Below are 22969 nucleotides of genomic sequence, written 5' to 3'. Positions count from 1 at the left end.
TTTTTAGATCTTAGTTAAGTTTTCCGAGCCATAATCCGATAGCGCGGATTTGCAATCCGTGCCCGTAAAGATTGGTTTGGTTTGTATTTGATTTACAAAGTGTCATATTGTTGCGGGCACGGATTACAAATCCGCGCTATCGAGGTATGACTACATGTTCTTTTCCACTTTTGCAAAATCCACTTCAATTATGTCCGCAGTGTCTGATATACATTTAATTAAATCATCAAAATCAATACAAACCGAATGAATACTTCCTTGTATCTCGGGATCTTCAACAGATTGGCAGGTTATCCAGCAATTGTTGTCTCGCGGAATAAAGAAACTCAACAAATTATAGGTCGTCTCACCAAATTCCAAAAATTGCAGATCAGCCAACATATCTGCCCATTGAGAATCTTCAATCAAATTGCCAACAGTTAACTTGGTATGTATATTTTCTGGATCTTCCCCACGCCAAATTTTCTTATATCGATTCAAATCAATGTTATTCAACTTATTTACAGTCTGTTTCAGAGAATGAATAAACTGAGGAACATAGACAATCGAATCATGTTCCGTGAAGTTAACTCCATCCACGAAGATCGATACAGAACGCATCAATCTTTCTGTCGGATCATCTGATGCTGGCTCTAATCTAAAAGCAAAAATAGCACAATCACCTATTGTCTGCATGGGATGTGTCCTTAAATTCATTTTGTTTAAAATTAATTACCGTTTCTATTTTTTGAATCCGATGGCTCTGATTTATACCCTTTGTCAAATATAAAAAAAACTACATGTTTTTTTGTAGCTTTTGTATTTGATAATTTGTTTTTTGTCTTGCTGTTGTGGGCACGGATTGCAAATTCCCGCTAACGGGTTTGCCAAATCATCGCTGCGCAAATTTCTTATAAAATCTTGTGCAATTCATCCAGTAATTCCATTTCATCATTTGGCAGAAGCTGCACAGCTATTTCAAGTAAAAGCATGGCATCGATAGCGGTTTGAGATTCTTCATTTTGCAGGATCTTGATACTTGTTCTAATTAGAGAAAAAATCGTCTGCATTAATTCGTTGTAACACGTTATTGTTAGATCGGTTTTGAGAGAATTATGATCTTTAAGATTTGGTTTAAGCTTTGTGAAATAATTTACATTGGCCGCAAATTTTAAAAGATCATTTATTCGTTTCTCCAGCTTTTCTTCCATCGCTTATAATTAATTTTAGTATTTACTTATATAAAGCAAATATAATAAAATTCGACTTATAAGTCGAATTTGTTTTGTAGATTCAAAAGGTTACTTCATTTTCTTTGTTTTATGAAGACGATTGATAAATTAGAAGCAGAAATAGTCGATAGAATTTATAAGCTTTTCCTAGAAAAATACACAGGAAACAAGAGTGCTTTTGCAAAAGCAAGTAACTGTACTGAGACCACTGTACGAAGAATTTTAAGAAAAGAACAGGGTATTACTATAAATCTTTTGATTAGAATGGCAAAAGCACTTGATACAACTTCAAGTGAACTTTTGAAGGATTTGTATATTTAAAGACGAGGAATATAAATAATCGGAGAGATTTGTTGGCTGTTAAGTTAATATATATGAGTATTTTTTGTTATCGCAATGATAGTGCGGATTTGCAATCCGTGCCTGTAAAGATTGACTTATTTCTTTAAAAATAAAAAAAGCTACAATCTTGTAGCTTTTTTATTGACTATTATTGCGTTTAGCTTTTGTGTGCACGGATTGCAAATCCGCGCTATCTGGCTTGTGCCAGTAAAAGTCATAAAAATAATAGAATAAAACATTGTTGCTAAAGTGAATGTCTATTCGTAAATAAAGAGTAAGATAAGACTTGATCGCTTTATAATTGTAATAATTTAGCTTTTTGCTGTTCAAACTCTTCCTGAGATAAAACACCAGAGTCCAATAAATTTTTTAGTTTTTGTAAACTGTCTAATTTTTCATCAAAATCATTCCTTTTTATATCTAATGAATTTTGCTGTTTTGGGTAAGAATTATTTACAACAATTGTTTGAGGTTCGTTATCTTTTAAACAAGCCCAAATTAACGAAACTATCCATCCAATAAATGTCCATCCCAAAAAGAAATTCAGCAAAATTATTCCAGCAGCATTATTTTTCTTGCGACTTAATGCAATAATTGATGGTAAAAAATAAATTGCTAAAAACGGAATTCCAATTACTAGTAATTCTGTTACTCCAAGTCTTCCCATAATAATTTAATTAATTAGTTTTTAATTTCTACTATTGAAACGTTGTTTTTCTTTAAGTTGCATACACAATAGGATGCTCGCAACAACTAGAGGAATTAGGTAGTTTTTAATTTATTTCAATTTCGCAAACAAATTTATAAACTGCACTAAGAATTGTTCCAGGTATAATTTTATCATCATAAGAATTAATGTATATTTTTTTTATTGCCTCTCCATTTCGATTATATATTACACCATCTGAAGTAGAATATGTTTTTTCAGAACAATCTAGTTTATAAAATTGTAAAGTAGAATCACCGCCAGTTTTAATTAATTTGCCTTTTTTGTTTTTAACAGTTTTAGTTGGTGACACTAATTTCAACCAAAATTCTTTGTATCCATCATTATCTCTTTCAAAAAATAAATATACTTCGGTACCGTCTTGACCTGAAGTTACATATTGAAATTCATCTGTTTGGGAAAATGATTTACTAAAAACTATCAAAAGAAAGGCTGTAAACAATATTTTTTTCATTTTATTATTTTTTTTAATGGCGTTATCTAATTTCTTTCAACATAGTAAGTAATTCAGGAATTTTATTGACTTGTGTTTCTGTCCAGAAATAATAGTTGTAATCTGTAACACCATCGTCTTTAAGATAAATCGATATTCTTCTTGAACTTTTTTCAATATAAAAACTAAAGGTTATTTCTCTGGAATTAAAAATATATTTGGTCGATTGGTTTCTGTCTGTTTTATCTTTAAGATTTGGAATAACATATTGCTCAATAAATAAAATAAATTCATCAACTTCATTTAAATCGATCCATGAAGATTTGAAGTAATTATTAGTTAATCCCATATCTACTTGCACTGATTTTACTTTTTTGTTTAATTTCAAATCAATTGCTTCAACGGGAAAGAAAGAAACGACTTCATTTAAACCAGATCTAAAGTCGGCTTTAATATTCCAATCTTTATTTATCTGCGTTATTTCTGCATTCTCAATAAATTGGCGGGTTTCAGAATTTGTTTTTCCGTTTTGAGAATAACTTATTGATATTGTTGTGAGTAATAAAAATATAATTAGATTGAATTTCATATTAAAATTTTTAATGTTTTCAAATCTAATTACTTAAAGTTCAATATCCTTACGGGAAACCGTAAAGGCATGAAAATATTTGTTGATAATTATAAAGACATTCGAAATCTTTTAGCCCATCAAATTTTCTATCAAAATCTCACTCAAAAAACACAAAAAATCAGCACTAGAATTTTCCACAAAAATTTTGTAATTTTGCAGTCCAAATAAAGGAAAAAGAAAATGTTAGATAGACTTCAATATGTAAAGCAGCGATTTGATGAGATTTCGGATTTGATTATTCAGCCGGATGTTATTTCTGATCAAAAGCGTTATAAACAGCTCAACCAAGAATATAAAAGTATTAAGGCTTTGGTTGAAAAGAGAGAAGAATACATTATAGTTTTGGCAAATATCGATGAGGCTAACGAAATCATTGCTGACGGCAGCGATGCTGAAATGGTGGAAATGGCCAAAATGCAGTTGGACGAAGCTAAAGATCGCTTGCCAGAATTGGAGGAGGAAATCAAATTTATGTTGATTCCTAAAGATCCTGAAGATGCTAAAAACGTAATGGTGGAGATTCGTGCCGGAACGGGTGGAGATGAAGCAAGTATTTTTGCAGGGGACTTATTCAGAATGTACACTAAATATTGCGAAAGCATGGGGTGGAGAACCTCTGTTGTAGATATGAACGAAGGTACTTCAGGTGGTTTCAAAGAGGTTATTTTTGAAGTTACTGGAGAAGATGTATACGGAACGTTGAAGTTTGAAGCAGGTGTTCACCGTGTGCAGCGTGTTCCTCAAACAGAAACTCAAGGTCGTGTGCATACATCGGCAGCTACCGTTATGGTTTTACCAGAAGCGGAGGAGTTTGATGTTCAGGTAGATATGAACGATGTTCGTGTGGATTTCTTCTGTTCGTCAGGGCCTGGAGGACAGTCGGTAAATACAACGAAATCGGCTGTACGTTTAACGCACATTCCAACAGGATTAGTGGCGCAATGTCAGGATGAGAAATCACAGCACAAGAATAAAGATAAAGCTTTAATGGTATTACGTTCTCGTTTATACGAAATGGAATTGGCTAAAAAGCAAGAGGAAGATGCTAAAAAACGTAGTTCTCAAGTAAGTTCTGGAGACCGTTCGGCAAAAATCCGTACGTACAACTATGCTCAAGGCCGTGTAACCGATCACCGTGTTGGTTTAACGCTTTACGATTTGGGTAACATCATGAACGGTGATATTCAGAAAATTGTTTCTGAGCTTCAGTTGGTAAACAACATGGAGAAATTAAAAGAGGCTTCGGAAGTTTATTAATTTCTAGACACAGAGGTACAAAGGTTCAGAGTTGCAAAGGTTTTGTTGCTTTGGAAAAACACTCTTAAGTTTTTTCTTAGATTTAGTTTTAAGTTGATGTAAATTCTATATTTTTTAATAGAATATCAAAAATAATCAAGCCGAACATTTGTTCGGCTTTTTTTGTGTTATCTAAGAGCAATACTACATGATCTTTTAGGGGAGTAAGATTTATAATATTTTTTGAAAATAATTTTCGTATATCTCTGAAGCTTTGCCACTTTGCTGCTTTGAACCTGCAAAAAGCATAAGTTTTTTTAAAACATTTTTTGTTTCATATTTGTTTGTCTTTTACCAAAAAGAGAAATGTACTAATCAACCAACCAATGTTAATTTATGAAGAGAACTTTACTTTTATGCAGCTTCTTTGGAAGCTTTTTTTATTGTCAGGGACAGTCGTATTTTGGATTTCGGGACGATAATTATGCGGGAATTCAAGGAGTTTTGTTTAATCCGTCAGCGATTGTTGATTCTAAATTCAGATCAGATATTACCATTTCATCTGTCAGCGCAACGGGACAAAACGATTTGTATGGCGTTAATATCGCCGATGTTTTTGATGGAGGTTACAGTCTAGAAACTGATGCGTCAAAGAATTTTAAAACAAACAACAGAGGAAACTTGAATATCGATATTCTTGGGCCATCGTGTATGATGAATATTACGCCAGAGCATAGCATTGGAATTTTTACTCGTGTTCGAAGTGTTACCAATCTTACAGGTATTAACGGACAGCTTATTGATGAGGTTAATAAAGATGTAGATGCTTCAAACAGTTTTTTATTTACAGGCGGTAACCCAAATGGAGTTACCAATTCCTGGGCTGAGATTGGAGCAAGTTACGGAACAATATTAGTAGACGAAGATGTACATTTTATGAAAGCTGGTCTTACCATAAAATACCTAATGGCGGGAGTTAACAATTATATCAACGGAAATAATCTGAGTGTTGCTTATGAAAAGGACAATGTGATTCCGTCGCAAAGTGAATATCTTTCAACAGGAACATTAAAAACAGCTGCAAGTTATGATTACAATGCAGGAAAAGATCCAAAATTTGATATGTCATCAGCAGGTGTGGGAATCGATTTGGGTTTTACGTATGAATACCGCACTAACTGCCATACTTGTATTGGAAATCGATACAAATTAAAAGCGGCAGCTTCGATAACAGATATTGGGAAATTGAATTATAAAAATGTTATCGAGAATACATATAACCTCGCAGGAAGAGTGACACAAGATGATATTGATAATGCGAGTGATATTTTTCAGTTTTTTAATGATCATTATACCAAAGTTTCATCGCAGAAAGGAGTAAAAGCAAATCTTCCAACCGCTCTTCATACCAACTTTGACTGGAATATCGATAATAAGTTTTACCTGAATTTAAGCGGTGATTTCGGATTGGTCGACGCCAAAAAAATTAACGGAACTGCGATTGCTAATTCGGTTACTTTTACACCGAGATATGAAACTCGCCAGTTTAGTTTTTACATTCCGCTTACCTATATGGAATACAGCGGAACACAGATAGGAACTGGTTTTAGAGCCGGACCATTATTCATAGGATCAGGTTCGCTGATTTCGAATTTGTTTTCAAACAATTCAAAAGCCAGCAATGTATATGTGGGATTGAAGATTCCTATTTATCAGAGTTATAATTGATTTTTGAGGTTCTAAGAAACTGAGATGCTAAGGGACTAAGTTTCTAATATTTTGACATGGGAAAATTAAGCTTAGAATCTCAGTTTCTTAGAGCCTTAGTACCTTAAAAAGAAAAAGAGACTTTCTTACTAGTGTAAAAAAGTCTCTTTTTTGGTTTGAGATAAGTTGTAAACTTTCAATCTTAGCTTCTTAGAAGCTTAGAATCTCATAACCTTAAAAATATAGTGATGTATTAACTGTTTAATCGTTTTGTTGCCTTGGAAACGTATAAGCGAGTTAGATACCGAGAAATACTCTTGTAAATTCAAAACATTTATATAAGTTAGAGTAGAGGGTCACACCATTCTTTATGATTATTTCGTTTAGCTTTTCCATAATAGTCAGTATTTAATTCGACAATTACTCTTATGATGGTTCGTATTGTGATGATTCTTCTTCTTCAGAAGTTTCATTTGAAGATTCGCTAGGTTTCGAAACCAGATTGGTTACAATAAGCTGGACAATTGAGCCTAAAATTCCTTTAAACATAGTATCACCTTTTCCAACAATAAATCGTTTGGCTAAATATCCAATCGCAATGCTGATAGCTGATTGTGCCATATGACTTTTAAAGCCAACCGTTTCGTTGATTTCTTCAACCGTATTTCGAATAAGGTTTAGAGGCTTTAAATTTTCTTTAATATCATCGATATGGTCTTTAATAGCACACCATTCGGCATCCTGACGATCTTCTAATAATTTTATTCTCTGATTTAACTCATCAATAGTGTAAATAGGCTCCATAATAGTCTTTTTTAAGTATTAATATTTTAAATCAGTTTTTATTTTTCTTTTAAGATGCTCGAAATAATCGAATTTCCAATAGGAGTTTTGATTAGTTTATGATGAGATTTATGTATTACAACAGCTACTATTAAATAGAAAAGTGCCATTATAAAAAATCCGAAATAATATTCTCCAAGTTCTTTTCCAATCCATAAACTTAAACCAATATTCAAGAACAGGGTAAAAAATGCAACAACAACGCCGACTGCTATCTTTGATGCCAATGATGAAACACCATCAGCCACTGAACATACTGTTTTAAGTTTTAATAATTCTAAACTTGTTTTTGCATAAGTTTCAGCTTTTTCATAAAGATTTAAATTCTCGTTTGTTGTTGCATTTGGTTCCATGATATAGTATTTTATGGTTTGAAAAAATCACTTTTTATTAGTAGTTCGATTTCACTGTTTTAGCTTCGTCTTTAACTGTATTGAAATCATCTTTTACTTGGTTGAATTTTGCTTTTCCTTCATCGATGATGTCTTTACCGTTTGAAGTGATTGTGTTTACAATACCATCAAATTTTGTTTTTAAATTATCGCTGTAATCTTTCGATTTATCTTTGATTTTTTTTCTAGTGTTTGAACCTTTGTCTGGAGCAAATAAAACTCCTAATAATGCTCCTGCTGCAGCTGCAGCTGCTACTCCTAAAATTGTGCTAGATGCTTTCATAATATTTGATTTTTAATAGATTAATATAATTATTTAATGTTGATTCGTTTTTAAATTTCCCGTCCTTTGATAAGTCTCAATAATATTGCGATAATGGCAATTACAAGCAGTATGTGAATAATACTTCCAAAACTGTAAACAAAGAAACCAAGAGCCCATAGTATTACAAGAATAACCGCTATGGTGTATAATAAATTTGACATGGTTTTCTTATTTTAGGGTTACTAAATGAATTAGTTCAATTTATACGATAAGTATAAAGTTAAGTTGCTGTTTTTAGCATCAGGAAAAGTATAAGTTGTTCCTAAAGCTGTTCTTTCTTTCCCCACAGTTGTTAAACCATAGTTGTAACGTACTCCAATACTAACTGGATTAAAATCTACTCCAATACCAGCTGAAATACCAGCATCAAATTTGTTTAAATCGTCTGTATCAATAGTTTGTTCAAACTCAGCGTCTCCGCTTCCTGTTACTTTAGAACTTACTAGGTAAGAAGCGTAACCACCGGCATGTACGTTAAAGTTTTTAGTAATATTTACTCTTACCAATAATGGAAGTTCGATATAATTCAATTTGAATTTAGCGTCTCCATTAAAAAGAGCGCTGTTGTATTCTAATTTGGCACCTTTTGTTGTAAATAAAAGCTCAGGCTGAATAGCAACAAAATCAGAGATTGGTAAAGTTGCATAAACACCGGCATTGAAACCGTATAGAATATTGTTGTCATCAACATCATCGCCATTGTTGTATAGATTAGACATGTTGAATCCACCTTTTACACCAAATTCTGTTTCTACATTAGTATTTTGAGCGTGCAGCATTCCAAATGAAGCTGAGATAAAAAGGGCTAAGGCGCATAAAAAATTGTTTTGCATTTTCATAGTTAAATAATTTAGTTAATGATTTGTTAGGCTTTTAATTAATTCCTTTCTTAATTGTTTGTTCAATCTCTCGTAAGAGATCAAATTGTTCAGGCAGATATTTCAATACTAACTTTAAAATTGCTTTATCGTTGGTTTCTTTCGAAACGGTCTCTAATAATTGAATTTGTTCTTCCAGACATTTTTTCATTGCTCTTAAATAGACTCTGTTAAATTCTGAAGAATTTTTTGCGGTAACCAGATCGTAAGTATCGCGGCGGTGTGTTGCATTTATTTCAGAAATAATAATAAGTTTTTTATTTGCTAATTCTGTTACTTCCTGCAGTAATCTGCTTTGACTTCTTTCGATTTTTTTACCTAAAATCATTATTGAACTCTCTGAACTTTTTTGTTGTGCAATTTGACTTTTAGAAATAATAGTTTTTCCAACATTTGCCGTTGCAATAAAAAAGAAAGCCTCAACTTCTTCTTTATCATTTTTACTAAAAGCTTCATTTTTTTTAAGATTAGATTCTATTGAATTGGATTTTCGGCACGATGTTACAAAGATCACGATCAATAAAAAAAGCACTTTAAAAATGATGGCTTTCAATACGGGTTTTGCTTTCATTATTACTTCCTAAAGTATTACAATACAAAGATGCTAACGAATACGATGATTTGCCTTACAGCATAAAAAAGAAACGTTATATAATTCCCATAAAGAATTTATATAACGTTTTAATATCTAGTGTTTAAAGGAGCTGACGAGGTTTAATCTGGTAGAAAAATAGTAAAAACCGAACCTTTATTCGGCTCACTATCAGCTGTAATATGACCTCTATGATTGTCTACGATTTTCTTACAAATCGCTAGACCAATTCCAGTTCCTGGATAGTCAGTTTTAGAGTGCAGTCTTTGAAACAAAATAAAGATTGTTTCTTTAAACTGAGGATCAAAACCCATTCCGTTATCTGTAAAAGTAATTCGGTGGTATTTTTTAATGTTTTGATCTAATTCTGGATAATCAGCTGCATTTACTTTTTCACAATCAATTGAAATTTCCGGCGGAACATCCGGTCTGCTGTATTTTAATGAATTTCCAATCAAGTTGATGAAAAGCTGTTCGATTTGATAGGGAATCACCGAAAGTTTAGGAAGTTTGCAGGTATTTATAACTGCATTTTTTTCTTCTATAACTTCTGTTAATTCCGATTCGGCATTTTCAAGCAATTCATTTAAATTCGACTTAATGAATTCTTTTTTGGTTGTATTGGTTCTCGAAAACAATAATAAATCATCGATAAGAATACGCATTCTTTTTGCCGAAACTTCAATTTTGGCAATATAATCACGTGCACTTTGTGACATAACTGCTTTATCAGCATCAGAAACTCGAGAGATAAAAGTCTGGATTTTTCGAAGCGGCTCCTGTAAATCATGACTCGCGACGTGATTGAAAGAAGCTAATTCTTTATTGCTTTTTTCAAGTTCTTTATTACGTTCCTGAAGTTCGATATTAAGCAGATGCTCATCGGTAATGTCAAAATTAATGCCCAGTAAAATTTTGCTTCCCTGTTGGTCTGTCAGTAACTTTCCGGTCGATTTAAAATAACGGACTTCGTGACTTGGAAGTAGTATTTTATAATATACAAAAGGCTGTTGTTTGTTCTGAAGGATTCCGTCAATCGCAGTTGCAACATTATCCTTGTCATCAGGATGTACGGATTTTAAAAGGGTTTCTCTTCTTGGAATAAAATCGCCAGGTTCATAACCCAGTAAACGAAATTGATTGTCTGAATAATCGATTTTATCTGCATCAAGATCCCATTGCCAGGTACTAAATTTACCAATTGCTTCAGATTCAGAAATTAAACCGCTCGAAATTAAAAGCTTTTTGTTGTAAAGTTTTAGCCTTTGGAAATCTTTACTGATTTGTCGATAAGCCAGTAAGATAAAAAATAGCGCTGTTAAGAATAGCGAGATAGAAAATATAGGACTTAACGAAATTTCAGCATCGTAGATTTTCAGCCTGTTTTTAAGGTAGGTTTTCTCAATGTCATTCATTTCGTCAACTTTAAAACGAATATTTTCCATTAAGATTCGTCCCCCAAACATATGATTATCGAGTTTTCGTTTATCATATGTTTTGGGATCGCTATATTTTAAACAATTTTCGAAAGACACAAAACGCTGTATAATAAGCTTAAAGAGCTTTCGAAGATTTTCCTGCTGTTGTGGATTATCAGCAGTTAATTTTTTTAAAGTAATAAATGAAGTATTTACCTTGTCGCGTGAATAAATATACGGAGTTAAAAAACGGGCATTTCTGGTAATAATATAACCTCTTTGTCCGGTTTCGGCATCTTTTATAGCCGACATCAATCGTTCTAATTGAATGTTTATCTCGTATGTATGCATGACCAGTTTGCTTGATTCATTCAAGTCCTGATTATGCTTATAAGCTACCGATGAAATAAATAACAGAATGAAAACTGCGATTACAAAAATAACTCTCAAAGAGTTTGAAGAATTAAAATTTGGTATCCATTTCATTGGTGTACTATTATTTTTATTTTAGTCGCAGCAAGAAATTATCACGGTTTAACCCAGAGGTATGATAGTGCCAGTTTACGGTCACGACTTCATTAATTATTTTTTTAAGCGTATTAAAATCGCTTGGCTTTTTGATATAAATATTGGCACCCTGAATAAAAGTATCTTCAATATCTTCTTCAGATGAAGAAGTAGAATAGATGGCAATAATAATGTTTTTAAGATGATCTGTTTTTTTAATTTCAATCAAACACTCTTTACCAGTTTTCTTTGGCATATTTAAATCCAGAAACAAAATATCCGGAAGTTTATTATCTGGATTTAATAAATAATCCATTAACTGCATTCCGTCATGCACAAACTCTACGTTTGTTTGTATTTTAATTTCCTCGAAAGCGTCTTTAAAAAAAAGGCGGTCATCTTCATCATCATCTGCCAGTAAAATGTTTAATGCGTTTTTTTGCATTTTAGTGTGGTATTTGGGTTTTTATTTTAAATTTTCTCTTCGTTTTTTAATTATTCGCTGAAATGCCGACGGCGTAATACCAGTCGTATTCTTAAACTGCGTGCTTAAATGCGCTACACTTGAGTAGTTTAGCAAGAAAGCAATTTCGGTTAAGCTCATTTCATTGATAATAATTAATTGTTTTGCTCTTTCAATTTTCTGTAAGATAATAAAGTTTTCAATAGAAGAATACGTTACTTCAGAAAAAACATTAGATAAATAGCCATAACTATGGTTGAGTTTTTCGGCTAGAAAAACAGAACTTTTATAATTGTTGCTGTCTTCCATAAAAACCAATTCGATTATAGCATCTTTTATTTTTTGAACTAAGACGCTTTTCTGATTTTCAACTACTTCAAATCCGCACGGACTTAAATTATTTTTTAAAGCTTCGAGTGCATCTGCATCCAGATTGTCGTCAATCTCAATCTCCCCAAAACCCAGACTGGTAAAATTAATGCCTTGCTGATCGAGGTTTTGTTTGAGATAAAGCGAACAAATGGTATTTATGTCGAACTTTATAAATAGCTTCATTTTTTAGAAAATTTTGGTTAAAGATAATTAAATTATTCGTGGTTACAGTGTTTAATGTGTTTTAGAATGTAGAAATTGATGCAAAAAGAAGTAAAATCTTCAAAAAAATACCGTCTAATATTGCTTTACTAGACGGTATTTCCTGATTGAGTCTTAAAGACTTACAATTCTGACAGGATTTGATGAAATTCCTCTTTTGTTTTTCCCAGTTTCTGCTGAAGTCTTCCGTACATTTCGTCTTCTTTTCCTTCAGCAAACATCAAATCATCGTCTGTCAGCTCAGCATATTTCTGCTTTAGTTTGCCTTTCAACTCATTCCAGTTTCCTTTTATTTCTGTGGTATTCATGATTGCATTTTGTTTGTAATTAATAGTAAAGTAAAGTTCTGTTTTAAAATTGAGACCTTTTTACATTAATTCCCGGTTAATTTGCATAATTCACATTTTTGCTTTTAAACCTGATAACGGCGCAGAATCCAAGCCATTTTTTCATGCTCCTGCAGCAATCCGGTTACAAAATCAGCAGAACCTGCGTCTTTGGTTTCATTTTCAAAAATCGGAATGTAATCTCTAAATTCAGTAACCAGCTGTTCGTGATTTTCTAAAAGTTCTTCCAGCATATGTTTTTGTGAAGCATATTCTTTTGGAGATTCTTTTAGTGTTGAGTTTTCGATAAACTCTTTCATGGTTCCAATCGTTTTTTCGCCAAGCTGGCTGATTCTTTCGGCTACTTCATCAATATTAGCTTCTAGAATTCTATATTGATCTTCGAATAGTTTATGCAATTCCATGAAGCTATTTCCTGAAATATTCCAGTGAAATTTTCTTGTTTTTACATAAAGAGTCATTTCGTTCGATAAAATAGTAGCTAATATGGTTGTGCTTTTTTTAAGGTTCGCAGCCGATATTCCGATATTTGGAGTCATAATTTCTTTTTGTAGGTTACAAATCAAAATTAGATGACGACTACGCATTTAATTTTACACAATTTTTCTAAGATGTTATATGAATCCAATGTGAAGCTCAAATTCGCAATACATTAATATTATTTGTAATTTTGCCGCACAACAAAAAAAGCAATATGACAACACAACAACTGCACGAACAAATTCTTCAAAAAAAATCATTTTTATGCGTAGGTTTAGATCCAGATCTTACTAAGATTCCACAGCATTTATTAGAAACCGAAGATCCAATTTTCGAATTTAATAAAGCCATCATCGACGCTACACACGATTTAACGGTTGGATATAAACCTAATACCGCTTTTTTTGAAGCATATGGAATAAAAGGCTGGATGTCGCTGCAAAAAACAATTAATTACATCAACGAGAATTATCCAGATATTTTTACGATTGCCGATGCCAAAAGAGGTGATATAGGAAACACTTCGAGTATGTATGCCAAAGCTTTTTTTGAAGATTTAAATTTTGATAGTGTAACAGTTGCTCCTTATATGGGGAAAGATTCGGTTGAACCTTTCTTGGCTTTCGAAAATAAACATACTATTATGCTGGCTCTAACATCAAATGAAGGAGCATTTGATTTTCAGACCTTAAATACAAACGGACAAGAGCTTTACAAACAAGTTTTAGAAACTTCTAAAACGTGGAAAAATAGCGAAAACTTAATGTACGTAGTCGGAGCTACTAAAGCCGAATATTTTACTGAAATCAGAAAAATTGTTCCAGACAGTTTCTTGTTGGTTCCAGGAATTGGCGCTCAAGGCGGAAGTTTGTCTGAAGTTTGCAAATACGGAATGAATGATAAAGTGGGACTTTTGGTAAACTCAGCAAGAGCAATTATCTATGCTTCAAAAGGAACTGATTTTGCTGAAAAGGCAAGGGAAGAAGCTCTCAAAGTACAAAAAGAAATGGAAGAGATTATTGATTTGAAGTTTCAGGTTTAATAATTGTTAGACACGAATTCTCGAATTTCTTTTTAATTTGAGGAATTAGTGAAATTCGCAACTAAAATCTACACGAATAAAAAAATTAGTGAATTCGTGGCTGAAAAAACTTCTTCTTAAATAAACATGAAACAATTAACCGACCAAATAGGAACGATTCATTCTTTTGAAACGCCTCCAAAACGTATTATTTCGCTTGTTCCTTCGCAAACTGAATTATTATATGATTTAGGTTTAGAAGAAAAAATCATCGGAATTACGAAGTTCTGTGTCCATCCGTTTCATTTCAAATCAACCAAAAAAATGGTGGGTGGTACGAAAAAAATCCACTTTGAAAAAATAAAGCTTCTAGAACCCGATATTATTATTTGTAATAAAGAAGAAAATACAATCGAAATTGTCGAACAATTGCGTACAATTTGTCCAGTGTGGGTAACGAATATAGTTTCTATTGAAGATAATTTCCAGATGATAACCGACTTCGGACAGTTATTCAACTGCAGAACCGAAGCGCAAAAGTGGAATGATAAATTATCTTTCGCCTTGAGCGATTTCAAAAAATACATTCAAGATATTGCTGTTAAAAAAGCCGCTTATTTTATTTGGAAGAATCCATATATGGTTGCCGGAAATGATACCTATATAAATGAGTTGCTAAAACTCAATCATTTTAAAAATATTTACGAAGATAAAGGCCGTTATCCTGAAATCGAATTAAAGAAGATGCGTCTCGAAGGTGATCCAGATATTGTATTTCTTTCTTCTGAACCGTATCCTTTTAAAGAAGAAGACGCTTTTGAAATAGGAAGATTCACCCATCATGCCAAAACCATTTTCGTAGATGGTGAAATGTTCTCTTGGCACGGCAGCCGACTTTTAAAAGCTTTCCAGTATTTTAAACTTCTACATGAGAGGCTTAAAAATTAGTTTTTTTGTTTCAGGTTTCAAATTGTTGGAATGTGAATTTAACCGCAAAGAGCGCTAAGATTTTTTACGTGGAGTAATTTTATAAAACGCAAAGTTCGCAAAGCTGTGATAGCTTTGCGAACTTTGCGTTTGTATTCATAATACTTTGGAGAAAACTTAGCGCTCTTTGCGGTTAAAATATGTTCAAAGCAAATAGTTGTAAAAAAAGAATGCCGACATCTCGAAGACGCCGGCATTATTTAACTAACCAAAACCAAAATAATAAATAACCAGTTTATTACATTACAAATGTCCGAAATATATCAATCTTAAGCTGTTAAGATCTTGTTATTACTTTGTTGAATATAAGTTAATGTGTATTGGGAAAATAAATTCCAATATTTAAATTCCAAAATCCAACTTCGCAATTGGAATTTGGAATTTTTTATGTGAGTTACTTTTAAATTGGAATTTTACAAGAATTTAGAATTTGGAATTTTTTCATTGGAATCTAAATAATCCATCAGAATTTATCTAAAAAAGAATGCCGGCATCTCGAAGACGCCGGCATCATTTAACTAACCAAAACCAAAATAATAAATAACCAGTTTATTACATTACAAATGTCCGACATATATCAATCTTATGCTGTTAAGGTTTTGTTATTACTTTGTTGACCATAAGTTAAGATTTTTAGAAACCTATTTTTGAATATTGTAAAGCTAGGTTAAGAGTACAAAGTTGTAAAGGTTAAGAGGTTTTTAAACATTAATAAAAATAAAACCCGACAAGTTTTTTAAACTGTCGGGTTTTGTTATTATAAAAGCAAAGTATAATTCTTTTTAAAAAACTTTGCACCTAAGAAAAAACAACTGTCTTATTACTATACACCATTGTTTTTCTTTCGGAATGTAATTTAATTGCTCTTGCCAAAACTATTCGCTCTAAATCACGTCCTTTCATGATAAAATCTTCAACAGAATGAATATGTGAAACTCTGGCAATATCCTGTTCAATAATTGGACCTTCGTCTAATTCTTCGGTTACGTAATGGCTTGTTGCACCAATAATTTTCACGCCGCGTTTAAAAGCCGAATGATAAGGTTTTGCGCCCGGAAAAGCTGGCAAAAACGAATGGTGGATATTTATAATTCTATTTTCGTAAAGTTCAATCAACTTTGGTGTTATAATTTGCATGTAGCGGGCTAAAACAATAAAATTGATATCGTATTTTCGTAATAATTCAATTTGTTTGGCTTCACCTTCCTCTTTATTGTCTTTTGTAAAAGGAACACAGTGAAACGGAATATCAAAGCGTTCGGCAATTCCTCTTAAATCATTGTGATTGCTTATGATCACTGGAATTTCAACATTTAATTCGTCGGCGCTGTATCGGCCTAAAATATCAAATAAACAGTGGTCGTATTTAGAAACAAACAATGCCATTTTGGGTTTTTGTTCTTGATTGTACAAATCCCATGACATATTGAAATCCACAGCAAGTGTTTTTTCAAATTCAGCTTTTATATCATCGATTGTATTTCTGTGATTGGTAAATTCACATTCCAATCGCATAAAAAAGACATTCTGCTCGACATCAACATGCTGATCGATATAAATAATATTTCCTTCTACTCTGGCAATAAAAGCAGTCACTGCGGCAATAATACCTTTTTGGTCTTTACAGTGAATCAGAATGGTTATTTTTTGCATTTTGGTTTGTTTTGGTTTAATCGGTTAATCGTTAATTTGTTTAACTGCAATATAGATGTTGAAAATTATGAAAGATTCGAGAAGATAAACCTTTGCAACTTTGAGCCTTGGCAGGTATAAAAAAACTATTTTCCGTCTTGCAGGGCAAAAACACTTTTCAATAAAGGAGTTGTTCTGGCGCTGATATTGTTACGGATTTCTTTTTCTTCTACAGCAATCATTTTAAAAACACCTGATAAAGCCTGATTGGTTGTATAATCTGTTAAATCTGGATTTACCTTTTTTACCAATGGTATGGTGTTGTATTTATTGATGATTTTTGTCCACACGGCATCGGCACCTACTTTTTCAAAAGAGCTTTTAATTACAGGATTGAATTTTGAATATAAAGCTGTAGTTGTAGTTCCTTGTAAGTACGTAGTTGCAGCGCTGTCATTTCCTAAAAGGATATTTTTTGCATCTGTAAATGACATATTTTTTACAGCCGAAACGAAAATCGGAGTAGCTTCTTTTACGGCATCTTCGGCAGCGCGGTTTAGCATTTTAATACCTTCATCGGCAAGAGAACTCAACCCGACTTTTCTTAAAGTGGCGTCTACTTTTTGCAGTTCTTCTGGCATTAGAATTTTTACAGCTTCATTTTTATAAAAGCCATCTACTGCGGTTAATTTACTCACTTGCTGTGTAATTCCTTTGTTAAGTGCTTCTCTTAATCCAGAAGCAATGTCTACGCCTCCAACTCCAGGAACCTGAGAAGATATTTGAGGGAATTGATTTAGAGTTTGTTGTACCTGTGCACAAGAGGTAAGTGAAAATGCAACGGCTAATAATAAAATCTTTTTCATTGTGGGGATTTGTTTAAGTTTCAAATGTAGTATTTTATTCAAAAATAACGCCACAAATTTATTCAAAGGCCAATAACATTTTGTTATAATAATCTTAGATTTTGCTTATTGAAGTTAATTAACAATTAAAAACTATGGCCAAGACATTCTACTATTATATTGCCAAAATTCTTTACTAGAAATATAAGCAGGCTGCAGTTGTAGTATGGGTCTGTTATTGGCATCAAATATCAGTACACGAATGATCTTTTCTTTGGTGTCATTCATTTCGATATTGCCATCTGCATTATCAATTAATTTCTTTTTCTTTAAATAAAGAGTAGGTTTTTCGATGATAAATTGGGTTACTGCTTCTCCATCTAATTTTAAATCGCATCCAATTAAATTTCCTTTAATATCGTATGATTCAATTTTGTTCAAATACTTATTTTCATAATAATATATTTCAAAAGCAATTTGGCAAGATCCCGGCTGTACTTTATGGTTATTTAATCGAAAACGAAGTATCTGGTTTTTAGAATTTGTAAATTCGATATTGCCATTTCCCTGAGCATTCACATTATTATGAAGTATTCTGGCAGGTTTTGAAAACTTGGTGATTCGGTTTGTGTAGGATTGATAATTTTGAGCTGATTGAGCCCATGAGGAAAAACATAGAAAAAGCGTTGCAAGCACAAGTAAATAAGACTTCATTGTATCGGAGGTATTAAAACTCTACTTTTTCTTTATTGAATTCTCTAATAGCATCCATAAAAGTATTTCGGCTAAAGATTAAGGTATGTGTAAAGGATAAAACTATTTTGCCTTCGTAGTTGATAAAATTAATAGTATTCAAGATAGTATTAAGAGTAATGCGTCTAAAATCATCAAAATGGTAAACATTATCATCTTTAATGATTTTATCTTTAAATAATCTGAAACTTTTAGAATCAATATTTTGGAATGATTTATTGCTGACAACGAAAAACTGATTTAATAGTTTTTGCTGTAAATTCATATAATGAAAAGTGACTTCCTCGCCGTTTTTTAACTGTTCTACGATTTTTGGTGTGTACTGTGACGCATGCTGATCGATTATAAAATCTAAAGCTTCAATATTATTGGAATAATCAGGAGAAATAACCTGCCAAGAATCTTGATCAGATCCTCTAAACATAATATTGTTAGGCATAAAAAGTTTTTTTCCAGATGTATATGGGTAAATGTCTTTTATTTCATCAAAATACAGTTTTTTTTCGACTGCATTAAACGACGAAACGATTCCATTTTGATATAAAGAAAAAATAGGCTTTTTGGAAAGATAAATGGCAACTGACAATAACAAAATGCCAATCCCCATAAGAAGGGCAATTGTTTTGTAAATTATAAAAACATCACCGCTAAAGTGCACACCATCAATAGGGAGAATCGTTGTAAAACAAATAAAAACTGAAGCAGCTGTAAAAAGTATAAAAACCACAATAGCAGTTATCAGCAAAATTCTTCCCGGTTTGCAGGTAAAAGCAAGGTTTCCTAAAGTATCATTTATCATGGTAGTCAGATTTTAAAATGACTGCAAAAGTATTTTTTAAAATCCCTTTGATACTACCACAATACGTTTTTAAAATAACATATTAAGTCTTTTATTTAGGATATAATCTAAAGAATATATGTTTTTATTTTTGAAGTAAATTAATTTCTTCTTCTGTTTTTTCAACGTAAACAGACATTTCTTCGTAATTCCATTTTCCTCTTTTATGAGCTACCACAAATAAAGTTCCTTTTCCTTTTGGACCTTTTATAGGAATCTGCAGATCGCATTCGCCTTTGTCGCCGCTTACGTTTATGCTGCCAGAAATCATTCCGTCGGTTTCAATTGGATTTCCTAGTTTTTCGGTTACAATTTTATTCTTTTTTACGGCTGCTATAGATTCTTTGTAAGCATCAGAATCTTTCATCATTGAAGTAACGCCAAAGAAAATTCCGGCAATAAATAATCCAAAAAGGATAATCAGGCTTAAACATCCAGTTGGAACAAACCATTTCCAGTTTCTGTCCCACCAGTTTTTTCTTTGTATCAACTCATTAGAATCTTCCATAAAATTGTTTTTGGTTTGAATTAGTTGAGGCTAAAATAAGAAATTTATTGAGTCTTAAAAGTTATGTCGTAAATAAAAAAAATCACCTATAAATTTAAAGGTGATTTAATTTTGAAATGATGTTACATCTTATCGATTACTAAGAGCAATTTCTTCTAAAGCTTTAGGATTGCTAATAGCTTTTGAAACTTCTTGTTTTCTTAAATTGTCATGATCACCTGTTCCAGTGCTTAAAATTAATTTTTTAGGAATAATAGGCTTTTTATCAAATAGGGTGACATACAATAAAACTGCCTGTAAAAATCCGCCATCATTTAAAAAATGAAGTGTACTTTGGCCAAAGCGAAGATTATCTTTGTTGTTTTTCAAATACTGATAGCCATGTTTTCCCTCGTAAGCATCTGTAACAGCATCACCAACTCTCAGCATCCCTGCATTTTTTATGAACGCGGTCGCTAAAATTGTATTTTTTCGTAATTCTTTATAGTACTCGTTATAATCAGAATTTGTATAAGGTAGAGGAGGTATGTTTTGATACACATAAATTGCCGCATCTGGGCTGTTTTTATGTATTTTTTCTGCAATCAGTTTTAGATTTGTTCTATATTTTTCCACATTTGTTAATGCGGTTGGCGTTGATTCCTGTAAGACCACATAATCATAATAATTTCCATCTTTATCTATATTTGAAAAATTCTGATTGGCTTCTGTCTTATTGGTATAATATACTTTGTCAAGTCCAACTCCCATCGTTATCAATTGTTGGACATTTATATTTACATTATTCGCGTTACATAATTCTTGAAATAAAGTGGGAGCGCTTACAAAATATTCTATCTGACTATTGCCTATAAATAATATGCGGGGAGGACCTACAGCTTTTGGGGCTTTTGGTTTACGTATTCCATCTGCCGAAATTGGATTCTCAGAAGTAAAGTTATTACATGTAATAAATAGGAATGATGCAATACAACTAAAAAAGAAAACGTGTTTTTTCATTATGATTCATTAAAAAAGATTGTGCAAATCTCATTCTAACTAATCACGTTCTCTGCCTCAAAAAGATTTTAAAATAATAATTTAAGGTAAAAAAGTTTTACTGTAGATATTGAGGATCGGGACTATAAACCGGATTGTTATTTTTTAATTCATTCAATATATTCTGAGTATAATCTTTTCCGCCTTTAATTAAAAAATAAATGGATTTAATAACATAGATGGGACCATACGGAATAATACGCCAGCTTAAAGATAAATTTAAAAAGAAATGCTTTAAAGCATATTTGAAAGTAGTTTCGTTTGGACGGATAAAATAAATATTCGAAAGTTTAAATTTTTTAAAGAGTTTTGAAATGGTATTCGGAAAAATTACGAATTTCCCACCTTGCTGCACCAATAGATTTATTTCGAATAGGGTTAAACCTTCTGTATTATTTGTTTTCATGCTGAGTAATTTTAAATAATAGTTGGGTATGTAATCTTCTGTAAAAGTCCGAAGAAAAAAATGTCCTGCTGGGAAAAAAAAGTTTTAAAAACAATAAAATAAGCTGTTTTTAAAAGTGATAAAAAAATCGGAAACCCATTATATGAATTCCCGATTTGTTTTATTTTATAGTAAATTAATTTGCAGTAAGAGTTTTTTCTGGATTTAATTCAGCGTCTTTTTCATAGACATCCGGAAAGAAACCTACTTCTCCGTTTTCATTAACCAATGAAGTAAAATAACAGATGTAAATTGGCACTTTTTTAGAAAGTTTAAAACTGTTTTCTACTTTTCCTGCCATTGCTTTGTCGATTTTTTCCTGAGTCCATTCAGGATAATCTTGCAACATCGCTGCGGCTAATTCTTTTGCCATTTTCACATTAATACAACCATGGCTGAATGTTCTTTTTTCGAAATCGAATAAGGTTTTAGACGGTGTATCGTGCATATAAATATCATCTGGGTTTGGGAACATGAATTTTACCAATCCTAATGAATTTCCAGGTCCTGGTTTTTGTCTTACCTGACCGTTCACGACTTCCATGTTATGTTCGGCTAGATAATTTTTATCGGCTGCGATTTTCAATTTCAACTCATTGTCAACAATACTTTGAGGTACTGTCCAATATGGACTAAAAACAATTCTGTCAATTTCTCCGTTAAAAATAGTGGTTTTAGTTAAAGGCGATCCTACGAATACACTTGATGTTAAAACGACTTTTCCATTTTTTACATAAATCAATTCATAAGAAGGCACGTTTACCATTACAAACTCATCATTATTAACCAATTGAGGAGATATAGCTCTGATTCTTTCCATGTTCAGCATCAATGTTTTTACCTTGTCTGAAACTGGAATATTCATTTCTTTAATGTGTTCTTCGGCCAGAATGTAGTTGGGTTTAAAACCATTACGAACTTTATATTTCATAACAGCATCCATCAATTCACGATCATAAAAATCACTTTTAGAATCTTGTTTTAAATCGCCTAATAAATATAAGCGAGTTCTAACTTGTGCAATAGTGCTCGAAACAGCATCTGGACGTAACTCTTTATAAGGCACTTCGGTTACGATAGGTTTCCATTTGCTTGATCTTTCAAGTTTTTTATATTTTTTTAAAACATCCTGAAGTTTATAATATTGGTCGTATAAATTTCCGTCGTCTTCCACTTTAGCTGTTGCTTCTTCGATTGTACTGTAGTTCAGAAAATCTTTAAGCATAGCATCATAAGCTATTTTTTTCTTGTCAGCATTATTTTTTTTGGTGTACACTACATATAAAGAACTTAATAACATATCAGCATCTGTTCTGGAAAAATTGGCATCTGATGAAGAATCAAATAACTGATCTATTTCTTTTTGATATGGAATAACCAAATCATTTGTTTTCTTTGCTTTTTGGTATAAAATACTTCCAAACTCGTTGATCTCATCTTCATCATACCAAATGGTTCCAAGAGTTCTGTTTTTATATAATGACATTACTTCAGATTTATACTTTTTTAAATCAGAATACCTCTTAAAGAAGTCATTTGAAATGTTTTCTTTTACGTCATCATTATCTGAATTTTTAAAAGAAATGGTGTTTGATGTTTTTTTATATTTTAAATTGTCATTTTCAATTGTTGCAAAAGAAGATACAAAAAAACTCAAACCTAAAATTACGGTGAATGAATAAAATGTTCTCATTTTTAAAATTTTTACGTTATACTTTTTCATGTTTAAGTCGTGGTAAAAATTTGGGGCTTTTCAACAATGCTAAATTAATTTAG

The 22969-nt window shown here is 32.0% G+C and carries 29 protein-coding genes; 5 read left to right on the top strand and 24 right to left on the bottom strand.

Annotated features, from left to right (window positions below; genetic code table 11):
* Window positions 1–150 precede the first annotated feature (150 nt).
* Together J0383_RS03810 and J0383_RS03805 are read right to left on the bottom strand one after the other, a co-directional pair.
* Window positions 151–696, bottom strand: a complete 546-nt coding sequence (locus tag J0383_RS03810) for a hypothetical protein (protein ID WP_207297122.1) — start codon at window positions 694–696, stop codon at window positions 151–153.
* Between the two features lie 194 nt (window positions 697–890).
* Entirely contained in the window at window positions 891–1190 is a 300-nt protein-coding gene (locus J0383_RS03805; RefSeq protein ID WP_207297121.1) for a hypothetical protein, read from the bottom strand.
* Window positions 1191–1301: 111 nt separating this feature from the next.
* On the opposite strand from J0383_RS03805, the gene J0383_RS03800 reads away from it, so the two are divergent.
* The gene (locus J0383_RS03800) at window positions 1302–1532 is read left to right on the top strand and encodes a helix-turn-helix domain-containing protein (protein ID WP_207297120.1); all 231 of its coding nucleotides are present in this window, start codon (window positions 1302–1304) and stop codon (window positions 1530–1532) included.
* 316 nt (window positions 1533–1848) lie between these two features.
* On the opposite strand, the gene J0383_RS03795 is transcribed toward J0383_RS03800, so the two are convergent.
* The 3 genes from J0383_RS03795 to J0383_RS03785 form a co-directional block, all read right to left on the bottom strand.
* Window positions 1849–2220 (bottom strand): superinfection immunity protein, encoded by a 372-nt coding sequence (locus J0383_RS03795; protein WP_207298648.1) that lies wholly within the window; start codon window positions 2218–2220, stop codon window positions 1849–1851.
* Between the two features lie 106 nt (window positions 2221–2326).
* The gene (locus J0383_RS03790; protein ID WP_207297119.1) at window positions 2327–2734 is read right to left on the bottom strand and encodes a surface-adhesin E family protein; all 408 of its coding nucleotides are present in this window, start codon (window positions 2732–2734) and stop codon (window positions 2327–2329) included.
* Window positions 2735–2756: 22 nt separating this feature from the next.
* Window positions 2757–3302, bottom strand: coding sequence for a hypothetical protein (locus tag J0383_RS03785; protein WP_207297118.1), 546 nt, complete (start codon window positions 3300–3302; stop codon window positions 2757–2759).
* 222 nt (window positions 3303–3524) lie between these two features.
* On the opposite strand from J0383_RS03785, the gene prfA reads away from it, so the two are divergent.
* Together prfA and J0383_RS03775 are read left to right on the top strand one after the other, a co-directional pair.
* Window positions 3525–4601 (top strand): peptide chain release factor 1, encoded by a 1077-nt coding sequence (gene prfA, locus J0383_RS03780; RefSeq protein WP_207297117.1) that lies wholly within the window; start codon window positions 3525–3527, stop codon window positions 4599–4601.
* Window positions 4602–4976: 375 nt separating this feature from the next.
* Window positions 4977–6308, top strand: a complete 1332-nt coding sequence (locus J0383_RS03775) for a DUF5723 family protein (protein WP_207297116.1) — start codon at window positions 4977–4979, stop codon at window positions 6306–6308.
* 405 nt (window positions 6309–6713) lie between these two features.
* On the opposite strand, the gene J0383_RS03770 is transcribed toward J0383_RS03775, so the two are convergent.
* The 11 genes from J0383_RS03770 to J0383_RS03720 form a co-directional block, all read right to left on the bottom strand.
* A complete protein-coding gene (locus J0383_RS03770; protein WP_207297115.1) occupies window positions 6714–7091 on the bottom strand; it encodes a hypothetical protein in 378 nt (125 codons plus the stop codon).
* 38 nt (window positions 7092–7129) lie between these two features.
* Window positions 7130–7483: a hypothetical protein gene (locus tag J0383_RS03765; RefSeq protein WP_207297114.1), complete on the bottom strand. Its 354-nt coding sequence runs from the start codon at window positions 7481–7483 to the stop codon at window positions 7130–7132.
* A 37-nt stretch (window positions 7484–7520) separates the two neighbouring features.
* Window positions 7521–7805, bottom strand: coding sequence for a YtxH domain-containing protein (locus tag J0383_RS03760; protein ID WP_207297113.1), 285 nt, complete (start codon window positions 7803–7805; stop codon window positions 7521–7523).
* Window positions 7806–7855: 50 nt separating this feature from the next.
* Complete coding sequence (locus J0383_RS03755) at window positions 7856–8008, bottom strand: lmo0937 family membrane protein (protein ID WP_143102046.1); 153 nt, start codon at window positions 8006–8008, stop codon at window positions 7856–7858.
* A 30-nt stretch (window positions 8009–8038) separates the two neighbouring features.
* Entirely contained in the window at window positions 8039–8686 is a 648-nt protein-coding gene (locus J0383_RS03750; RefSeq protein WP_207297112.1) for a porin family protein, read from the bottom strand.
* A 34-nt stretch (window positions 8687–8720) separates the two neighbouring features.
* Complete coding sequence (locus J0383_RS03745; protein ID WP_207297111.1) at window positions 8721–9296, bottom strand: DUF4142 domain-containing protein; 576 nt, start codon at window positions 9294–9296, stop codon at window positions 8721–8723.
* Between the two features lie 143 nt (window positions 9297–9439).
* Window positions 9440–11221, bottom strand: coding sequence for a CHASE3 domain-containing protein (locus J0383_RS03740; RefSeq protein ID WP_207297110.1), 1782 nt, complete (start codon window positions 11219–11221; stop codon window positions 9440–9442).
* A 16-nt stretch (window positions 11222–11237) separates the two neighbouring features.
* Window positions 11238–11687, bottom strand: coding sequence for a response regulator (locus J0383_RS03735; RefSeq protein WP_207297109.1), 450 nt, complete (start codon window positions 11685–11687; stop codon window positions 11238–11240).
* A 21-nt stretch (window positions 11688–11708) separates the two neighbouring features.
* The gene (locus tag J0383_RS03730) at window positions 11709–12260 is read right to left on the bottom strand and encodes a helix-turn-helix domain-containing protein (RefSeq protein WP_207297108.1); all 552 of its coding nucleotides are present in this window, start codon (window positions 12258–12260) and stop codon (window positions 11709–11711) included.
* Window positions 12261–12421: 161 nt separating this feature from the next.
* Window positions 12422–12607, bottom strand: a complete 186-nt coding sequence (locus tag J0383_RS03725; protein WP_008462351.1) for a CsbD family protein — start codon at window positions 12605–12607, stop codon at window positions 12422–12424.
* A 104-nt stretch (window positions 12608–12711) separates the two neighbouring features.
* On the bottom strand, window positions 12712–13185 hold the full coding sequence (locus tag J0383_RS03720; RefSeq protein WP_207297107.1) for a Dps family protein: 474 nt from the start codon (window positions 13183–13185) through the stop codon (window positions 12712–12714).
* Between the two features lie 155 nt (window positions 13186–13340).
* On the opposite strand from J0383_RS03720, the gene pyrF reads away from it, so the two are divergent.
* Both pyrF and J0383_RS03710 read left to right on the top strand, forming a co-directional pair.
* Complete coding sequence (pyrF, locus tag J0383_RS03715; RefSeq protein ID WP_207297106.1) at window positions 13341–14168, top strand: orotidine-5'-phosphate decarboxylase; 828 nt, start codon at window positions 13341–13343, stop codon at window positions 14166–14168.
* Between the two features lie 126 nt (window positions 14169–14294).
* Window positions 14295–15095, top strand: a complete 801-nt coding sequence (locus tag J0383_RS03710; protein WP_207297105.1) for an ABC transporter substrate-binding protein — start codon at window positions 14295–14297, stop codon at window positions 15093–15095.
* An 837-nt stretch (window positions 15096–15932) separates the two neighbouring features.
* Here the strand turns inward: J0383_RS03710 and purU are convergent.
* From purU to J0383_RS03670, 8 genes are all read right to left on the bottom strand, one after another.
* Entirely contained in the window at window positions 15933–16787 is an 855-nt protein-coding gene (purU, locus tag J0383_RS03705; protein WP_207297104.1) for a formyltetrahydrofolate deformylase, read from the bottom strand.
* Between the two features lie 125 nt (window positions 16788–16912).
* Window positions 16913–17632, bottom strand: a complete 720-nt coding sequence (locus J0383_RS03700) for a DUF4197 domain-containing protein (RefSeq protein ID WP_207297103.1) — start codon at window positions 17630–17632, stop codon at window positions 16913–16915.
* A gap of 132 nt (window positions 17633–17764) precedes the next feature.
* A complete protein-coding gene (locus J0383_RS03695) occupies window positions 17765–18325 on the bottom strand; it encodes a hypothetical protein (RefSeq protein ID WP_207297102.1) in 561 nt (186 codons plus the stop codon).
* A gap of 13 nt (window positions 18326–18338) precedes the next feature.
* Window positions 18339–19163 (bottom strand): hypothetical protein, encoded by an 825-nt coding sequence (locus J0383_RS03690; RefSeq protein WP_207297101.1) that lies wholly within the window; start codon window positions 19161–19163, stop codon window positions 18339–18341.
* 124 nt (window positions 19164–19287) lie between these two features.
* Window positions 19288–19710: a cytochrome c oxidase assembly factor Coa1 family protein gene (locus J0383_RS03685; protein WP_207297100.1), complete on the bottom strand. Its 423-nt coding sequence runs from the start codon at window positions 19708–19710 to the stop codon at window positions 19288–19290.
* Between the two features lie 129 nt (window positions 19711–19839).
* Window positions 19840–20709 (bottom strand): hypothetical protein, encoded by an 870-nt coding sequence (locus J0383_RS03680; RefSeq protein WP_207297099.1) that lies wholly within the window; start codon window positions 20707–20709, stop codon window positions 19840–19842.
* Between the two features lie 97 nt (window positions 20710–20806).
* Complete coding sequence (locus J0383_RS03675) at window positions 20807–21154, bottom strand: hypothetical protein (protein WP_207297098.1); 348 nt, start codon at window positions 21152–21154, stop codon at window positions 20807–20809.
* 175 nt (window positions 21155–21329) lie between these two features.
* A complete protein-coding gene (locus tag J0383_RS03670) occupies window positions 21330–22886 on the bottom strand; it encodes a L,D-transpeptidase family protein (protein ID WP_207297097.1) in 1557 nt (518 codons plus the stop codon).
* Window positions 22887–22969: the final 83 nt, after the last annotated feature.

This window comes from Flavobacterium endoglycinae (genome assembly GCF_017352115.1).
GTDB classification, from domain to species: Bacteria; Bacteroidota; Bacteroidia; order Flavobacteriales; family Flavobacteriaceae; genus Flavobacterium; species Flavobacterium endoglycinae.
This window is presented reverse-complemented; position numbering and strand designations above follow the sequence as displayed.

Bases quoted from the DNA above. Each gene is read 5' to 3' on its own strand.
- J0383_RS03735 (WP_207297109.1), bottom strand. From the start codon at position 11,687: ATGCAAAAAAACGCATTAAACATTTTACTGGCAGATGATGATGAAGAT.
- J0383_RS03670 (WP_207297097.1), bottom strand. From the start codon at position 22,886: ATGAGAACATTTTATTCATTCACCGTAATTTTAGGTTTGAGTTTTTTT.
- J0383_RS03710 (WP_207297105.1), top strand. From the start codon at position 14,295: ATGAAACAATTAACCGACCAAATAGGAACGATTCATTCTTTTGAAACG.
- J0383_RS03700 (WP_207297103.1), bottom strand. From the start codon at position 17,632: ATGAAAAAGATTTTATTATTAGCCGTTGCATTTTCACTTACCTCTTGT.
- pyrF (WP_207297106.1), top strand. From the start codon at position 13,341: ATGACAACACAACAACTGCACGAACAAATTCTTCAAAAAAAATCATTT.
- J0383_RS03765 (WP_207297114.1), bottom strand. From the start codon at position 7,483: ATGGAACCAAATGCAACAACAAACGAGAATTTAAATCTTTATGAAAAA.
- J0383_RS03680 (WP_207297099.1), bottom strand. From the start codon at position 20,709: ATGAAAAAACACGTTTTCTTTTTTAGTTGTATTGCATCATTCCTATTT.
- J0383_RS03790 (WP_207297119.1), bottom strand. From the start codon at position 2,734: ATGAAAAAAATATTGTTTACAGCCTTTCTTTTGATAGTTTTTAGTAAA.
- J0383_RS03785 (WP_207297118.1), bottom strand. From the start codon at position 3,302: ATGAAATTCAATCTAATTATATTTTTATTACTCACAACAATATCAATA.
- J0383_RS03795 (WP_207298648.1), bottom strand. From the start codon at position 2,220: ATGGGAAGACTTGGAGTAACAGAATTACTAGTAATTGGAATTCCGTTT.
- J0383_RS03810 (WP_207297122.1), bottom strand. From the start codon at position 696: ATGAATTTAAGGACACATCCCATGCAGACAATAGGTGATTGTGCTATT.
- J0383_RS03720 (WP_207297107.1), bottom strand. From the start codon at position 13,185: ATGACTCCAAATATCGGAATATCGGCTGCGAACCTTAAAAAAAGCACA.
- J0383_RS03740 (WP_207297110.1), bottom strand. From the start codon at position 11,221: ATGAAATGGATACCAAATTTTAATTCTTCAAACTCTTTGAGAGTTATT.
- J0383_RS03770 (WP_207297115.1), bottom strand. From the start codon at position 7,091: ATGGAGCCTATTTACACTATTGATGAGTTAAATCAGAGAATAAAATTA.
- J0383_RS03745 (WP_207297111.1), bottom strand. From the start codon at position 9,296: ATGAAAGCAAAACCCGTATTGAAAGCCATCATTTTTAAAGTGCTTTTT.
- purU (WP_207297104.1), bottom strand. From the start codon at position 16,787: ATGCAAAAAATAACCATTCTGATTCACTGTAAAGACCAAAAAGGTATT.
- J0383_RS03685 (WP_207297100.1), bottom strand. From the start codon at position 19,710: ATGGAAGATTCTAATGAGTTGATACAAAGAAAAAACTGGTGGGACAGA.
- J0383_RS03760 (WP_207297113.1), bottom strand. From the start codon at position 7,805: ATGAAAGCATCTAGCACAATTTTAGGAGTAGCAGCTGCAGCTGCAGCA.
- J0383_RS03725 (WP_008462351.1), bottom strand. From the start codon at position 12,607: ATGAATACCACAGAAATAAAAGGAAACTGGAATGAGTTGAAAGGCAAA.
- J0383_RS03730 (WP_207297108.1), bottom strand. From the start codon at position 12,260: ATGAAGCTATTTATAAAGTTCGACATAAATACCATTTGTTCGCTTTAT.
- J0383_RS03675 (WP_207297098.1), bottom strand. From the start codon at position 21,154: ATGAAAACAAATAATACAGAAGGTTTAACCCTATTCGAAATAAATCTA.
- J0383_RS03695 (WP_207297102.1), bottom strand. From the start codon at position 18,325: ATGAAGTCTTATTTACTTGTGCTTGCAACGCTTTTTCTATGTTTTTCC.
- J0383_RS03775 (WP_207297116.1), top strand. From the start codon at position 4,977: ATGAAGAGAACTTTACTTTTATGCAGCTTCTTTGGAAGCTTTTTTTAT.
- J0383_RS03690 (WP_207297101.1), bottom strand. From the start codon at position 19,163: ATGATAAATGATACTTTAGGAAACCTTGCTTTTACCTGCAAACCGGGA.
- J0383_RS03800 (WP_207297120.1), top strand. From the start codon at position 1,302: ATGAAGACGATTGATAAATTAGAAGCAGAAATAGTCGATAGAATTTAT.
- prfA (WP_207297117.1), top strand. From the start codon at position 3,525: ATGTTAGATAGACTTCAATATGTAAAGCAGCGATTTGATGAGATTTCG.
- J0383_RS03755 (WP_143102046.1), bottom strand. From the start codon at position 8,008: ATGTCAAATTTATTATACACCATAGCGGTTATTCTTGTAATACTATGG.
- J0383_RS03805 (WP_207297121.1), bottom strand. From the start codon at position 1,190: ATGGAAGAAAAGCTGGAGAAACGAATAAATGATCTTTTAAAATTTGCG.
- J0383_RS03750 (WP_207297112.1), bottom strand. From the start codon at position 8,686: ATGAAAATGCAAAACAATTTTTTATGCGCCTTAGCCCTTTTTATCTCA.